Consider the following 15105-nt stretch of genomic DNA (forward strand, 5'->3'; position numbering starts at 1 on the left):
GAAAAAACAGAAAGTTAGCCGGAATTTTCGGGCCACTCAGGATGGAGGAAAGGATACGGCAGGGGTTGAATCGTTCGCCAACAAGATTATTATTCGAGGGGTATAAATAATTTTATATCTCAGGCTCTATAGGTATCTCATGTCACTCCTTCGTCTACGTACATTTGTGGAAGTTTATCGGCAGCGCTCAATTAGCGGAGCCGCGCGTGCGCTTAATCTGACCCAGCCTGCGGTGTCGCAGCACATTGCCGGGTTGGAGGTAGCGGTGGGGCGTCGTCTCTTTGAACGTCAGGCGAACGGCGTGACGCCAACGTCGGCAGCAGACGACTTAGCGGCAGATCTGGGAGACAAACTGGATGAAGCCGAGGCGGCGTTAGCCTCTGCCCGCGCGAGGTCAATGGATGTCGCGGGGACGCTGCATATCATTGGCCATGCGGATTTCATGGCTGAAGTAGTGTCAGAGCAGCTGTTGCCGCTGCTTGAGGCGGGCGTGCGGGTGCATATGCATACTGGTGACGGTGATTTGATTAAACAGATGCTGTTAGAAGGACACTGCGATCTGGGCATAACGGCACACCCGGTGACGGATAAGCGGTTGAAAAGCGATCTGTTAAAGAGTGCAACACTACAGGCGGTGGCGGCTCCCGCGATTGTCGAACGGTTGGTACAGGCGGATGACCTGCCACAGGCACTGGCACAGGAGCCAATGCTGGCCTATGACCTTGAGCTTCCTCTGATTGATCACTGGTTGAAGAAGAACCGTATGCAGGATAAGGGGCTGGTGCCTGCCGTGGTAAGTCAGGATCTACGTGCGCTGCGTCGCGTGCTGACCAGTGGGTTTGGCTGGACGGTGATGCCGATATATTTATGTCAGGATCTGTTGGATTCGGGGGAACTTGTCATTATTCCGCCCCCTGTCGGCACCACGCAGTTGGATTACTATCTGGTCTGGGTGCCGGGTGCGCTGCGCCAGCCGCGTCTAGCCCATGCGCGGCAAACTTTCCTGTGGCGCTTACAGCACGCGGAATAATTTCACCTCCTATTAAAAAGATGCCGTTTTTCAAGACATAATGAGGCGTAGCATGCTGCCAGCTCCGCCTTACTTCTCGCTTGCTCCTCACTTCCTATCCTGTGATCGCCATAAACGAACTGCTGGTTTCGTTCCGTTAAAATGGCTTTTTATAAAATCTTTGAAGCGGATCGCACCAATCTTCCCTGTGCTGCCAGCGTGGGACGCGTGGTGGCAGAAGCGCAAAGGTTTTCACGATCGCCGGGCGCTAACGTAACAGCGTGACACCTTCATAATTAAAAATGTTCGGGGAAGGATGGCGATGAAAACACGTAAGATCGGTTTGGCTAACTATTTAGCCTACGGTTCAGGGGACTTTCTTGGTGCGGGTACAACCGCGCTGACGGCCGCTTGGTTACTCTATTTTTACACCACGTTCTGCGGCTTAACGCCGATTGAAGCAACCTTTATTTTTGCGATGGCGCGTGTGCTCGATGCCGTCGTCAGCCCGCTGATGGGCTTCCTGACCGATAACTTCGGTTCAACCTGGCTGGGTAAACGCTTTGGCCGTCGTAAGTTCTTTATTCTGCTCGGTATTCCCTGTGTATTCAGCTACAGCTTCATGTGGGTCGGGGATATGGGCTATTGGTACTATCTGCTGACGTACCTGCTGTTCGATATCGTCTATACGATGGTACTGGTGCCGTATGAAACGCTGGTGCCGGAAATGACCGACGATTTCAAACAGAAAACCAAGTTCTCTGGGGCACGTATCGCGCTGGCGCAGCTTTCCGCGATTTTAGCTGCCTTCCTGCCGGGCATTCTGTTGGGTTACTTTGGTAAAGACAATGCGGTGTCCTTCTTCTATTCGAGCTTGGTGTTCTCGATTATCTGCGCACTGGTGCTGACGCTGGTCTATTTCTTTACCTGGGAACGGCCACGCGACCAGATGTCTGAAGCGTCACTACGGGCAGAGAAAGAGCGCCAGTCCCTAACGCTGGGTCAAAGCCTGAAACGGCTGAATGTTGAACTGGTTTCCACGCTGCGCATTCGTATTTTCCGCCAGCATCTCGGTATGTATCTGGGCGGCTACATCGCGCAGGACGTGTTCAACGCCGTATTCACCTACTACGTGGTTTTTGTGCTGATGCAAAGCCCGACGATGGCCTCTAACCTGATGGGAACGATGGCGATTCTGCAATTCATCGCGGTGATTGGCATGATTCCGCTGTGTATCCGCTTTGGGCCAGCGCCATCTTATCGTTTTGTCGTGTGCCTGTTTGGCCTGAGTGCGCTCTCCTATGCGGTACTTTGGTACAGCGGCCTGCATGACACTTTCTCTCTGTTGCTGCTGATCTCTGCGCTGGCGGGCATCGGACGCGGTGGGATCAATTACGTACCGTGGAACACCTACACTTACATCGCAGATGTGGATGAAGTGATCACCGCGCAGCGCCGTGAAGGAATCTTCGCCGGAATTATGACGCTGACCCGCAAAGCTTCTCAGGCTGGTGCGGTGATGCTGGTGGGGATTGTGTTGCAACTGTCCGGCTTTGTATCCGGGCAGAGTGTACAAGCGCCGGGCGTCAGCCACACGATTCTGATGATTTTGAGCTTCGGCACCGTGGGCGTGCTGGCGCTAGGCTTCCTGGTCTCTCTGCGATTTAAACTCAATCTGCAAACGCACAGCGTGTTGCGGGAAGAGACGCTGAGAATGCGTGAAGCTGGGCGCCCTGTGCCGGAGAAGATTACGCCGCAGGCGAGGGCGACGGTCGAGATGCTGGCGGGTATGCCGTATGAATCGCTGTGGGGCAACAATAATATCGGCTATCTGAACCGCCATAACGGCGACAAACCGGTAACGCATGCCACGCAGCTGTAACTGTATTGAACTGTTAACTGATAACTCAATTGGATGAATGACTATGACCGTATTCAGTGTAAAACATAGCCCGCTTTTACGTCAGCCGGAACGCTTCATCTCCCGTGAGGATCTGAAGGCGCTGATTTGCCGTATCACCGACAATCTGGTGAATATTGAGGATAAAACCGGTGAGTTCTTGTTACGGCTGGACGATGGTCGGGTGATTGATACCAAAGGCTGGGCGGGGTGGGAATGGACGCACGGCATCGGGTTGTACGGGATTTATCAGTATTATCAGCAGACGGGTGACGAGCAGATGCGCGCCATCATTGACGACTGGTTTACTGAACGTTTGGCGGAAGGTACGCCGACGAAGAACGTGAACACCGTGTGCCCATTCCTGACGCTGGCTTATCGCTATGAAGAGACGGGCGATGCCCGCTGGCTGCCGTATCTGGAGCGCTGGGCGGAGTGGGTGATGTATGAAATGCCGCGCACGGACAAGCAGGGCTTACAGCACATTGTTTACAACAACGAAAACCACCAGCAGTTGTGGGATGACACGCTGATGATGAGTGTGCTGCCGCTGGCGAAAATCGGCAAACTGTTAAACCGGCCGGAGTTTGTAGAAGAAGCGACATATCAGTTCCTGCTGCACGTGCAATATCTGATGGATCGTGAAAGCGGTCTGTGGTTCCACGGCTGGACGTTTGAAGGGCAGCACAACTACGCCAAAGCACGCTGGGCGCGGGGGAATAGCTGGCTGACTATCGTTATTCCCGAATTTATCGAACTGCTGGATCTGCCGGAACACAACGCGACGCGCCGTTTCCTGTTGCAGGTGTTGGAAAGTCAGATTGAAGCATTGGCAAAATATCAGGATGACAGCGGCCTGTGGCACACGCTGATTGACGATCCAAACTCGTATCTCGAAAGTTCGGCAACTGCCGGTTTTGCCTACGGTATTTTGAAAGCGGTACGCAAGCGCTATGTCGATCCGAGCTACGCTGAAGTGGCGGAGAAAGCGATTCGCGGCGTGATTAATCACGTCAATCAGGACGGTGAGCTGACGCAGGTATCATTCGGCACCGCGATGGGCAACGATCTGGATTTCTACCGCAACATTGCGTTGACCTCCATGCCCTACGGTCAGGCAATGGCGATCCTCTGTCTGGCGGAATACCTGCGGGTCTATCTGTAACGGGTTCACGTGAGAGTTGCCTCTCAGTCATATTGGCTATGCTGGCTAAGGGGCAGTTTCGTGCGCCACACCGTCGCTATTCATATGCGATACCGTATACGCGCCCGACGCAGGGCGCTCAGTCGCCGCCGCCCTGCGAACCCAGGCTTCCGGCTAAATTATGCCGCTGCGCGGTTCCATCGGTGTTCCTGACCGCTAGTCGAGCCGCCAGTGACGCGTTCCCGACGCGGCACTGGCTTTCGCGACGTCCTGTCGCTCACTTGGCGGCCAGTCCCACCGCTGCATAATTTTTACGCCGGATAACGGCAAAACCCATAACAACTCGCAGCATTTGTGTATAAGAACCTTGTGAAGGTCGAAGGAATGCTTTGTTTCCCGCCCGCCAGGTCAATAAAATTCCCAGTGACGTAAGAGGCTTCTTCCGATAACAGCCAGCCTATCGCCTGCGCGACCGATGCCGCGCGAACCGCCAGTAATTAACGTAATGAATTCCATTCTGCCCCTTAGTTTTTTAGCCCCGCCATACTGTAATTCGCAGGGAGCCAGCGATAGCCGTTTGGTTTACCGTTAGCATCATACACGGCTTTAACCTGGCCTAAGCCGGGGAAGGAAATGTGTGCCGCACCAATCCATTCATTATTCTGTGCCGCGTCGGCCAGAATCTGTAAACGTGCTTTTGCCGCTTCATCCATATTGCGATCGAAATCGATCGTGGTCATAGGTCGAGGAAATTGTACCGCTTCGGCATGGATCGTATCGCCCCATAGCGTCAGTTTTTGACCGTCGCTTTCGATCTGATAAAGGCTGTGTCCCGGCGTATGTCCCGGAGCTGGCACGGCGGTAATGCCCGGAAAAAGCTGCTGCTTGCCGGAGAAGGTTTTCAGCCGTTTGGCGGCAACGACGGGTTGCAATGAATCCTCAGACTGCCCGAACGTGTGTTTCTCACTATCCCGCACATGGTGGCTGTTAGCCGGATTGAGCCAGAAATCTACGTCCTTCTGATTAACGTAAACGGTGGCATTTGGGAAAACCAGCTTGCCGTCACGCGAAACACCGCCGGAGTGGTCGGCATGAATGTGGGTCAGCAAAACGGTATCGATCTTCTCGGGAGGGTAGCCAGCGGCGCGCAGGTTGTCGGGTAATTTCCCCCCTTGTTTGCCGAATAGCGGGCCAGCCCCTGTGTCTACCAGTATCAGACGTTTACCCGTATTAATGAGGTACGCATTAATTGAGGTTTCAACCTGCGGCTGGAGATTCTTTTGCGCCAGCAGGTGTAGCATCTCCTCGTGGGGAATGTGGGTGAGCAACTTATCCAGCGGGATAGTGACCGTTCCGTCAGAAAGTGCAGTAATTTCAAACTGGCCTAGCATCATCCGGTAATAACCCGGCGCCTGCGTTCTCAGTTGAGGCACCGATTCTGCCTCGGCGATAAGCGGCGTACTCGCCAGTAAAGCTATTGGTAATAGTGTTTGTTTCAGAATATTCATTTTCATCGTGCATTCCTGGAGGATGACCCTGCTCGTCAGGGACTGGAACGATTATTCTGCTGGCGCTATTATTGTTCAAATTGATTAATTTGATACTGACTATCATGGAAAATGATTTTCGTGGCGTGGATTTAAACCTGCTGGTGACATTTCTGGTGTTGTATCGTGAGAGAAGTGTCTCTGCGGCGGCGGATAAACTGCATTTGGGGCAACCTGCCGTGAGCGGTGCGCTGGCACGTCTGCGTACACTGTTTGACGATCCGCTGTTTATTCGCACGGGGCAGGTGATGCGCCCAACGGCGCGTGCGGATTATCTGGCGACCAGATTGTCACCCACTTTTGAACAATTGCAGTCGGTTCTGGGCGAGCCCGAGAGGTTTGATCCGCTGACAGACTCACGCGCGATCACGCTGGGAATGACCGATTGGGTAGAAATATGGCTAATGCCGCTGCTGCTGAAACGGCTCAAAACGAATGCCCCCAATTTGCACATTAACCTTGTTGCCACCGATCCATTTTTGGATGTGGACCGGTTGGAAAATGATAGCGTCGATCTGGTCATCTCTGTCGCTAGCCCACAGGCTGGCTGGTTGAAGCGGCGTGCGCTGTTATCATCAGGATTCAGGGCGCTGTGGCACCCACAGCAGCTCGCGCTGCCATGTCCTCTTCCTTTGGAGATATACAGCCAGCAACGCCATTCGCTGGTGACCTACCGTGAGCGTGCGCATGGCATCGTGGACGATATGCTGGCAAAACAGGGAATGGCGCGGACGATTTATTACACTACGCCGCATTTCTCCGCCCTGCCGGGAATATTGCAGCACACGCCGTCAGTCGCCACCGTACCGGAAAGATTGGCGACGCTATGGTGTCAGCATTATGGCCTGATCGACAGCCCGGTCCCGCTTGATTTACCGACGTATACGCTTTCGGCGCTCTGGCATGCAAGGCAGGATAGTAATCCGGCGATCAAGTGGCTGTATGAACAAATTGCGGAGGCGGTTGCAGAGCAGGAGGCGGATTCGCCCCCTGCTTGAGTGACGGCGAGGGGGTTACTGTGATAATCCCGACACGCTGTAATTCGCCGGGAGCCAGCGGTAACCGTTGGTGGTGCCATTGCGTTCCAAGCGTGTACCTACGTGGCCGATTCCGGGGAAGGGCAGGTGAGCGCCCGCGACCCAATAACCCTGACTCGCTGCGTCGGCCAGCGCTTTATTACGGGATTCCGTCGCCTGATCCATATTCGAGTCAAAGCTGATAGTAGTGGCTGGTAAGCTCATCTGTACCGCTTCCGCGTGAATGATGTCTCCCCATACCAGCAACTTTTTCCCCTCGCTCTCGACCATAAACGAAGTGTGCCCCGGCGTATGTCCCGGGCTTGGAATTGCAGTTATGCCAGGTAGAAGTGCTGTCTGCTGGGCCGGGAAGGTCTTCAGCTTGTTCCCTTTCTTAATCGTATCAAAGATGTTTTGTACGCGTTGGAATGCGGCCTTTCTGCCTTCTGGCGCATTCTTCAGGTTTTCCGGGCTGAGCCAGAAGTCGGTTTCTGGTTGGCTGACATAAACGGTGGCATTCGGGTAGTTCAGCTTATTATCTTGTACTAAACCGCCAAAATGGTCGCCGTGCAGGTGGGTCATCAACACGGTATCAACCTGCTCAGGTTTGTAACCTGCCGCAATCAGATTTGGCAGCACTTTTCCTACCGTAGGATTGCTCTGTTTACCGTTGCCTGTGTCGATCAGAATCAGATGCTTTCCGGTATTGACTAAATAGGCGTTGATCGATGTTTCAACCTGCGGGGTTAGCGCTTTTTCCGCCAACAGTTCGGTGATTTTTTCCGGTGGGGTGCGCTGCAACAGTTTATCCATCGACATGGTGTTGGTGCCGTCAGACAGGGCAGTGACTTCAAACTGTCCGAGCATTATGCGGTAATAGCCCGGCTGGGTTTTAACCTGGGCGATATCCTGTGCCTGCGCAAACGCAGGCACAAATGCACAAGAGGCGAGTAATAAGGATAATGGTTTCAATAACTTCATTTGTTGTTGTCCTTGTTAATAATGAAACATAAAAAGCAGGTGAAATCGTAACAACAGATTGATTATTGACGCACACGTTGAATTACTCAACTGCCCTCGGCTTGGCGTGTTTCCGATGAATGGATTGCAGCGTCGCCGCCGTCCTGCAATGCGGAGGATTTAGGGTATAATGCATTTTTAAGTGAGCGAGACAGTGAAAAACATGCAGTACCCGATTAATGAAATGTTCCAGACGTTACAGGGCGAAGGCTATTTTACCGGTGTGCCGGCGGTGTTTGTGCGCCTGCAAGGGTGCCCGGTCGGCTGTAGCTGGTGCGATACTAAACACACCTGGGACAAACTGGCAGAGCGAGAAACCTCATTGGATCAGGTGCTGGTAAAAACGGAAGAAAGTGATGCCTGGGGCGCGGCGAGTGCGGACGATATTCTGTCACTGATGGCGCAGCAGGGTTACACCGCACGTCACATCGTCATCACTGGTGGCGAGCCCTGCATCCATGATTTGGCGCCGCTGACGCTACAGTTGGAAAAGCAGGGCTTTAGTTGCCAGATTGAAACCAGCGGTACGCACGACGTGCGCTGTTCGCCCAAAACTTGGGTGACGGTATCGCCGAAGGTGAATATGCGCGGCGGCATGAAGGTGCTCGATCAAGCACTGCAACGGGCGGATGAAATCAAACACCCGGTGGCGCGTGAACGTGACATTGAGGCGCTGGATGCGCTGCTGGCACGGCTTGATGATGACAAACCGCGTATTGTGGCGCTACAGCCGATCAGTCAGAAAGACGATGCGACGAAACTGTGTATCGTGACCTGCATCGCCCGCAACTGGCGGCTTTCTATGCAGACACATAAGTATCTGAATATCGCCTGATATCAGGGGGCGTGAGAGAAGGATCTTCACGCCAGACTACAACTGCATCTACTCGCCTTTATAGACGCAGCCTGCGGTACAGGTTTCTTTCACCATCACGGCGCTGAGCAGCGGTAATGTTGGCTTCAGCTGTTGCCAGATCCAGTGTGCCAGTACTTCGCTGGTCGGGTTTTCCAGACCGGGGATCTCATTCAGATAGTGATGATCCAATCGTTCCCATGTCGGCTTGAACGCGGCTTTCAGTTCAGAGAAATCCATCACCCAGCCGGTATACGGATCGACTTCACCGGTAATTTCCAGTCTCACCATGAAAGAGTGCCCGTGCAGTCTCCCGCATTTGTGGCCTTCCGGCACGTGAGGCAAATGATGTGCGGCTTCAAACTGAAAATCTTTAAATAGTGTAGTGACCATAGCGATGTTCCCGGTTTCGTTCTGAAAAAGGGGCTTTCAGAACATAGTATGCAAAAAACCGTCGCATACTACCCGAAAGTACTTATTCTTCCAACTGCACGATCGCGGTGTGATGCCAGCCTGATGGCAGCGGATCGGGGCGGTGGATTGTCATGTGGCTGGTGGTCAGGTTCAGGACGCCGCGGGCAAAAAGTGCGGGCATACCGTCTGGATAATGCTCGACGCCGAAGGCGCGGCCCGTTGCAGGATCGACCCGATACGCATTATCCAGCCCCATCCCTGTCGGGCGCTCTGGATTGCAGGGTGGGCGCACATCGTACATGCCCTGTTCCGGTGAATCGCTCTGCTGCTGTTCAAGGTGTATGGCGTGGAAGTGGATATCGCGGATGTAGCCTGCGGGCGTGCTGTGTAGGTTAATCGCCCCTTCGCTGATCCCTGCGATCTGGGAAAATTGTACTGCTTCGATCCGGCCCGGTTCGATGGCGGGATCGCGATAGCGCACAGAGATAAAGATCGGATCGGCTTTACCCCAGTGGCAGGGATGTGCTGCAACACACTGGAATGTGATGTTGTTGAATTGCAGGCGTCGGAATGTGCCACCATCGCGGGAGATTAGACCGATGGCGCGGTTAGTCTCGTAAATAGCGCAGTTGCTGACGGAGATGTCTTCGATATCGGCAAAGGTTTCGGTGCCGATTTTCAGCGCGCAACTCTTGGAACGCAGCAGGCAGTTACTGATGACAACCTGCCGAACCTTACGTTGCAGGTGGGGCGGCTTATGGGTGGTTTTGATGCATAGTGCATCGTCGGCGGCGCTCAATGAACAGTTGCTGATTTGCACCTGCTGGCAGCTGTCGAGATCCAGCGCATCGGTATTCGCCATGCTCAGATCGTTATCAATCGTTAAACGTTCGACGATGATCTGGCGACAGCTGACCAGATGTACGGTCCACATCGGAGCGTGTTCAATCGTAAAATCACACAGGCGAATGTGTTCGCAATCCTCAAAGACCACAATGCGTGGGCGATGTTTTGCAGGCAGACGATAGCCTTGATCGTCATGTTCAGCAGAGAAATACGCATCGGCATTTCCCATGATCTTACCCTGACCGCAGATCGTGATATTTCGCTGTTGATAGGCATAAAGAAACGCACGATGCGACAGCTCGGCCATGCTAATCGTCGTGGCCTGCGCAAACTGCTCATAGTCGCCGCTGACGATGAGCTCCGCACCCGCCTCCAACTGTAGACAAAAATTGGAAGGCAGCAGTAATCCCCCTAACAGATAGCGTCCCGGTTCCACCGTCAGCGTGCCACCGCCCTGTGCCGCAATCCGATCGATAGCCTGCTGAAAAATGGCGGTATCCAGTGTGACACCATCAGCGGCGGGGGAGTATGACTGAATAGAGTGTTTCATGATGAGATCCAATTTTGCCGTTCATGATCGCATTGCAGCACGTTTTAGGGCGTTCGGGAGGCTCTGACACGATGAAATCTGCGGAGCTTGGAGCGAGCTTCACAGCGCAGGGTATACGGCTTAAAAGAATGTGAAAGGCATAACGAAGAGAACGATACGGTGCTTCATGTCATGTGTGTTTCATCACGTTTTTACATCGCTTTCTTCCTTTTGCAGTGCACGTGGGATGGTTTTGTTGTTTTTGTGTTTCTTATTTGTGAATCAAATCTCTTTTTGGTGTGGTGTGTCGGTTAATGATGTGAGACACCTCCCTGCTGCATCGGATAGGGCTCATCTTGTGTGGTTGAAATGCTTGCCAACGCCATGCGGTTATCAACATTTCTTCCGTCAGCCCCGCAAATCACGCGTTTTCCCTCCGTGGCGACTGGCGAGATAAAAAAGGTTCTGCCTATCTTGTCAGTGTCGAGAAATAAGGTCGTGTACCCTACCTGTTCTCATCCATACGCCACACCAGACACACCACACAATAATAATGTCGTTGGGGGAAAAATGAGATTACTTGGACTGATTTTCATCGCCTTCTCTGCGCTCTGTTCGCTAGCGCAGGCTGCTGATCCAGTGGAATTACGCCTCTCCTGGTGGGGAGGAAACAGCCGTCACCAGGCGACGTTGACCGCGCTGGAAGCCTTTCAGAAAAAATATCCGTATATCAGCGTAAAACCCGAATATACCGGTTGGGATGGGCACTTATCTCGTCTGACAACGCAGATTGCAAGCGGTGAGGAGCCAGATGTACTCCAGGTAAACTGGAACTGGTTGCCGATTTTTTCCAAGACCGGAACCGGTTTTTATGACCTGAATAAGCTGACCGATACGCTAAAATTGCAGGATTTCCCCGAAGATGCGCTGAAGCCAGCGACCATCGACGGCAAGGTGAACGCGATTTCCACCTCGCTGAATGCGTTGGTGATGTACTACAACACGGAAACCTGGAAGAAAGCCGGGCTGCCGTATCCCACCAGTTGGGATGAACTGTTCCATGCGGGCAAGGTATTTAAAGAAAAGCTGGGTGATAACTATTTCCCCATAGCTTCACCTGCGCAGGACAGCGGTGAAGGCGTGCTGGAATTGATCAACTATTACATGACGCAGAAATATCAGATCGGCATGATCGATGAGAAAAACAAACGCTTTAACTACAGCGAGGCGCAATGGATCGAGGCCTTCCGCTTCTACAAGCGTTTGATCGACGAACATGTGATGCCGTCTTCAAAATATTACAACGCGTTTGGCAAAGTGGGGATGTATGAAACACGCCCTTGGATTAACGGCGAATACGGTGGGGCGCATCTGTGGATTTCGGTTGTGAAGAAATACGCCGATCCATTGGCGGCACCCGGCAAACTCGAATTAGGGCCGTACATCATGACGCCAGGTTCGGATAATTCCGGGCAGTTCTTCAAACCGTCAATGCTGTTTGCCATCAGCAAAAACACTAAACATCCGAAAGAAGCAGCGCTACTGCTGAATTTTCTGATGAACGATCCTGAAGGGGCGCTGCTGATGGGGACCGAGCGCGGTATTCCGCTCAGCCGCATTGCCAGGCATACACTGGAAGAAAAGCAGAAGCTGGACACCAACGATCTGTCGGTTGCCGGATTATCTCTGGCGCTGCAAAAGCCGATGCAAACGCCCGTCTCTTCCTATCTTGAAGATCCCCAGCTTGCCAGCCTGATCCTGCAAACGATTGAACAGCTCGATTATGGCAAAAAGAGCGTCGAAGAGTCGGCGAAAAACTTCAGCAATTCTGGGGAGCGAATTCTGAAGCGGGTAATTCGCTAAGCGAATGACTGGTTAAGATCGTTACTGACTAAGGTATTTTATTGGCCGGTGCGTGACGCGAGTTCAGCCAACTGCTGTTGCAGGCTATCGGCTAACGCGCGTGGACGCCCGGCATCAAACATGACATGCATGCTCACCGGGTAATCCTGATGTTGCAGGCAGAAATCCTCCATCTCATGCCCAATACCATACAGCGCCTGAATATTGGTTTTGGCGATTTCCCGCAGCGTCCAGTTGTTCTCCACCTGTTTGCAATAGTGAAGCGTAAAGAAGGCTTTCTGTGCGTGAACAAATGCACGGCAATACAGCGTCAGACCACGCCATTCTTGTTGCCAGCGCAGCCTGAGCGCTTCCGGCATTGTGTGTTCACGGGAAAATTGCAGTGCGGCCTGTTGGCACTGTTCCGCCAGCTGCCATGCCGCATCTTTCTCTTTCGCTATGTGATAAAGGTTCTGTGATGCCAGCTCTGCATGCTGTGGGTCGAATGTAATATCTTGCCCGGATCCCGGTAGCCAATGGTTACGGTTAAGCTGACCGTACAGACTCCAGATTGCCTGACCAAAGCTGGTTGGCAGCAGGCTGTGACGATGAAAAACGTGGTGACGCGTATATAGCGACAGAGAAATGGCCTGATGCGCCTGATCCAACAAGGTCTGCATCGTGTGCAGTACGCTATCGTCCGGCTGCCACTGATAGCGTGTCATTAACCACTGGGCAAACAGCGTACTCTCGTTTGTCGGTGCGGTCTGATTAGTGAGTAATCTGGAGCAGGCGAACAGCGTGAACTCGCTCAGTGTGCCGATTACGCTGTGATTATCTACGCCTTCCCAACTGATACGGCACAGTGCACTGACAATCGCGGGATTTTTCTCCCGACACCACAGCAATCGCCCTTGTACCTCGGTGTAGCGCAGGAAGGGCAGATTGCCCCAGCCGACCTCTTCGCCAGCCAGATCCAGCTCGACCCAGACTTCACGCCCGTTAATGTCCAGCAGTGCTGGATTATTGGGAAATTCAGGCCAGAAGCGTTCCGGTGTGACTTTGATGGCGACGGAGACGGATTCCGGTAATGTACGAATAGCGTTCAGAACATTACCGATATCCTGATGGCTGGCAGGAAATGCGCGCAATACCAGATGGCGCTGGTGATAATGCATCACGCGGGCGACAGCGGAGAATAAGCGGTGATAGATCTGCTCGCTGGCGGCGTTGGTCGGCCAGTGCGTGGTGACGGGAACGACGCCGTTGATCTCATCGCCGGAAGGGGCGGAAAAGCGCAGCAGGCTGTCGCTGTTGGAGATCGCCAGCAGCAGACCACCTAGCCGCGGGATTTGCTGCATCAGCAGTTCGACTTTGGCGGCAAGGTAATCGCACCAAAAATCGGTATCCATACGAAGACTCTGTTTGTCGTCGAGTAATTCTGGGTGATGAAGTAGTAAATCAGTGGGAAACGACAGCTCTTTGCATTGCAGATACAGTGACAGCCCGTGTTCACGGCAGTGCGCTGCGACTTGATTCAGATAAACGCAGCGGGACCGCTGCTGGCTACTGATGCGATCGTCAAAACGCGCGTTATTGTAGGCTTCTGGCGTCACCAGTTTATCCAGTAAATCAGCTGCACCTAGTACCAGCGTATTGAAACCATGTTCACGGGCGTAATCGATGACCGATATGACCTGTTTCCAGTGCCAAATATCCTGCGTATTGAGTTCCAGCGCGCGTCGTTGCCACATCATTTTTCTCCCGTTGCCACTGGCGTGAGTATCGCATTGATGCGCTATCGCAAAGGATAAATTCCTGGGGCGAACGCCAGAAATGTGAGCCTGTTCGCTAATGTCGATCGTCTAAGGCGGGGTTGGTGGTAGGATTTATCGTGTGAATGAATATCGTAGACAGATGATGGCGTGTGCTAGCCTGCGAGGAACAGGGGAGCAGAAGTTGCATGCCTGCTAAAAACCTTCCAGTAGCCTTAACTGGCTGAACGTTAACGGGCGATAGAAAATGTATCCTTGAATCCCAATGGGATGGTATTTATTTAATCGATTCAAATCGGTGGCTTTTTCAACACCCTCACAGATAATATTTACCCCAAGAGGGATAAGTTTATTTAATAAGACTTTTAGTTTTTGTGATTTAGTCTCTTCTTTACCAATGCCATCGATAATGGAACGATCAATTTTTATCGTATCGAAGTTAAACAAACTTAAGCTGTCTATCTGTAGGCTTCCTGCACCGAAATCATCTAATGAAATCATAAAGCCATAATTTTTGGCTTGGTTTAAAAAAGGTATTCCATCAATTAACTGTTGTCGTGTCGTTTTTTCACTGATCTCTATTTCGATGTTCTGTGGGCTAACATTATGTATTAAACATTTCTGATATAAACTTTCCAGATAGAGTGTGTTATTAAAAAGTAAGTGTGACAGGTTGAATGATATTGTCATGCTGCTTTTGTTTTTTATTATCTGGCAAACCACATCAAACATAAAATCTGTTACTTGATCGATTGCTTTACACTTCTCAATTTTATCTATTGTTTGCTGGGTGGGTATGAGAGCACCTTCCGAGTTATAAAACCTGGCGAGGGCTTCATAGCGGAATATCTTATTTTTAGGGAGATGGATAATAGGCTGAAACTCTGCGGACAACCTAAGGATTCTTCCATCGATATTCAATGTTGTTGTATTCATTTTACTGATTACTCACCCTCTCCATAGAAATAGGAATCCCATAACATTGCTCGTCTGGATTCTACACAGCAATTTAGAATATTTGGAAATTGTTTTAAATGATCAATAATTTCCATTTGATAGTTTTTGGCTATCAACAAAAATTTAATGATCGTTTAAATCTATATTGTTGTTGGTGTTTTATTCCATTAAATATATTTTTATTGGATTTTGATGTTATTAATTTTTGTTTGTTTGGGTTTAATGGTTATTTTGTTTGATTTTAAAGCGATTT

At 51.7% G+C, this 15105-nt stretch carries 12 protein-coding genes and 1 pseudogene; 6 read left to right on the plus strand and 7 right to left on the minus strand.

What is annotated here, in order from left to right; translation table 11 throughout:
- Positions 1 to 139: 139 nt before the first annotated feature.
- The 3 genes from CLR69_RS17110 to bglB all read left to right on the plus strand — a co-directional run bounded on the left by CLR69_RS17110 (position 140) and on the right by bglB (position 4074).
- Positions 140 to 1030 (plus strand): LysR family transcriptional regulator, encoded by an 891-nt coding sequence (locus CLR69_RS17110; RefSeq protein WP_129712090.1) that lies wholly within the window; start codon positions 140 to 142, stop codon positions 1028 to 1030.
- Between the two features lie 301 nt (positions 1031 to 1331).
- Positions 1332 to 2891: an MFS transporter gene (locus tag CLR69_RS17115; protein WP_129706391.1), complete on the plus strand. Its 1560-nt coding sequence runs from the start codon at positions 1332 to 1334 to the stop codon at positions 2889 to 2891.
- A gap of 43 nt (positions 2892 to 2934) precedes the next feature.
- Positions 2935 to 4074, plus strand: coding sequence for a beta-galactosidase BglB (gene bglB / locus CLR69_RS17120; protein ID WP_005974659.1), 1140 nt, complete (start codon positions 2935 to 2937; stop codon positions 4072 to 4074).
- A gap of 371 nt (positions 4075 to 4445) precedes the next feature.
- On the opposite strand, the pseudogene CLR69_RS17125 reads toward bglB, so the two are convergent.
- Together CLR69_RS17125 and CLR69_RS17130 are read right to left on the minus strand one after the other, a co-directional pair.
- Positions 4446 to 4538: pseudogene (locus CLR69_RS17125) on the minus strand (SDR family oxidoreductase); the annotation flags it as partial.
- Between the two features lie 39 nt (positions 4539 to 4577).
- The gene (locus tag CLR69_RS17130; protein WP_129712089.1) at positions 4578 to 5567 is read right to left on the minus strand and encodes an MBL fold metallo-hydrolase; all 990 of its coding nucleotides are present in this window, start codon (positions 5565 to 5567) and stop codon (positions 4578 to 4580) included.
- A gap of 98 nt (positions 5568 to 5665) precedes the next feature.
- Between CLR69_RS17130 and CLR69_RS17135 the strand changes: the two genes are divergently transcribed.
- Complete coding sequence (locus CLR69_RS17135; RefSeq protein ID WP_129712088.1) at positions 5666 to 6598, plus strand: LysR family transcriptional regulator; 933 nt, start codon at positions 5666 to 5668, stop codon at positions 6596 to 6598.
- A 15-nt stretch (positions 6599 to 6613) separates the two neighbouring features.
- On the opposite strand, the gene CLR69_RS17140 is transcribed toward CLR69_RS17135, so the two are convergent.
- Positions 6614 to 7597 carry an MBL fold metallo-hydrolase gene (locus CLR69_RS17140; RefSeq protein WP_129712087.1) on the minus strand — a complete coding sequence of 328 codons (984 nt, stop codon included), beginning with the start codon at positions 7595 to 7597 and terminating at the stop codon, positions 6614 to 6616.
- A 202-nt stretch (positions 7598 to 7799) separates the two neighbouring features.
- On the opposite strand from CLR69_RS17140, the gene queE reads away from it, so the two are divergent.
- Entirely contained in the window at positions 7800 to 8471 is a 672-nt protein-coding gene (queE, locus tag CLR69_RS17145) for a 7-carboxy-7-deazaguanine synthase QueE (protein WP_129712086.1), read from the plus strand.
- A gap of 48 nt (positions 8472 to 8519) precedes the next feature.
- Here the strand turns inward: queE and queD are convergent, their stop codons facing one another.
- Both queD and CLR69_RS17155 read right to left on the minus strand, forming a co-directional pair.
- Positions 8520 to 8882 (minus strand): 6-carboxytetrahydropterin synthase QueD, encoded by a 363-nt coding sequence (gene queD, locus CLR69_RS17150; RefSeq protein WP_039306667.1) that lies wholly within the window; start codon positions 8880 to 8882, stop codon positions 8520 to 8522.
- 82 nt (positions 8883 to 8964) lie between these two features.
- Positions 8965 to 10299, minus strand: a complete 1335-nt coding sequence (locus tag CLR69_RS17155) for a glycoside hydrolase family 28 protein (RefSeq protein ID WP_129712085.1) — start codon at positions 10297 to 10299, stop codon at positions 8965 to 8967.
- Positions 10300 to 10848: 549 nt separating this feature from the next.
- Between CLR69_RS17155 and CLR69_RS17160 the strand changes: the two genes are divergently transcribed.
- On the plus strand, positions 10849 to 12141 hold the full coding sequence (locus tag CLR69_RS17160) for an ABC transporter substrate-binding protein (RefSeq protein ID WP_129712084.1): 1293 nt from the start codon (positions 10849 to 10851) through the stop codon (positions 12139 to 12141).
- Between the two features lie 38 nt (positions 12142 to 12179).
- Here CLR69_RS17160 and CLR69_RS17165 read toward each other — a convergent pair whose 3' ends face one another.
- Positions 12180 to 13874: a hypothetical protein gene (locus CLR69_RS17165; protein WP_129712380.1), complete on the minus strand. Its 1695-nt coding sequence runs from the start codon at positions 13872 to 13874 to the stop codon at positions 12180 to 12182.
- Positions 13875 to 14090: 216 nt separating this feature from the next.
- Positions 14091 to 14831 (minus strand): EAL domain-containing protein, encoded by a 741-nt coding sequence (locus CLR69_RS17170; RefSeq protein ID WP_129712083.1) that lies wholly within the window; start codon positions 14829 to 14831, stop codon positions 14091 to 14093.
- Positions 14832 to 15105: the final 274 nt, after the last annotated feature.

It is taken from the genome of Pectobacterium zantedeschiae (genome assembly GCF_004137795.1).
GTDB lineage: Bacteria > Pseudomonadota > Gammaproteobacteria > Enterobacterales > Enterobacteriaceae > Pectobacterium > Pectobacterium zantedeschiae.